This window comes from Stenotrophomonas sp. 01N47 (assembly GCF_056399165.1).
In genome coordinates, this window is record NZ_JBFTQU010000066.1 from 1 (window position 1) to 431 (window position 431).

Sequence of the window (431 nt, forward strand, 5' to 3'; positions counted from 1 at the left end):
TACCGAAACGGCCGCTCAACCTTGCCTTTTGTCTTGGCTCGGTAGGCCTTGCACGCCTTAGGATGGAATCCATAATGGCGGGCCAGATCGATGAGAGCGCGGTTGTAGATGATGCCCTCCGTCTGACCTTCTCCGATAACGGCAGTCTTCATCCGGTCGTAGAGCACCTCCCGCGGCGCACCACCAATCGCCTCGAAAGCGGCGATGTGGCAACGTAGGACGGTCGGCAGGTTCTGGTGCATGACGAAGCGAGCCCAGATGAGGCGACTGTGTCCCAACACCATCGAGAACAACCAGATGATCCTTGGTGTCATTGGCTCATCGGTGAAAACGACATGGAACTGGGCAAAGTCGACTTGGGCCTGTTCGCCTGGCGGCGTCTCGAAGCGAACTTCGAAACCTGGATTTGCCGGAGGTCGCACGTCACGAAG

At 58.0% G+C, this 431-nt stretch carries 1 protein-coding gene; it reads right to left on the reverse strand.

The genetic code is table 11. From position 1 onward, the window contains the following. A partial coding sequence (locus AC1DKR_RS21240; RefSeq protein WP_478035139.1) for a DDE-type integrase/transposase/recombinase occupies positions 1-431 on the reverse strand: 431 nt, incomplete at both ends.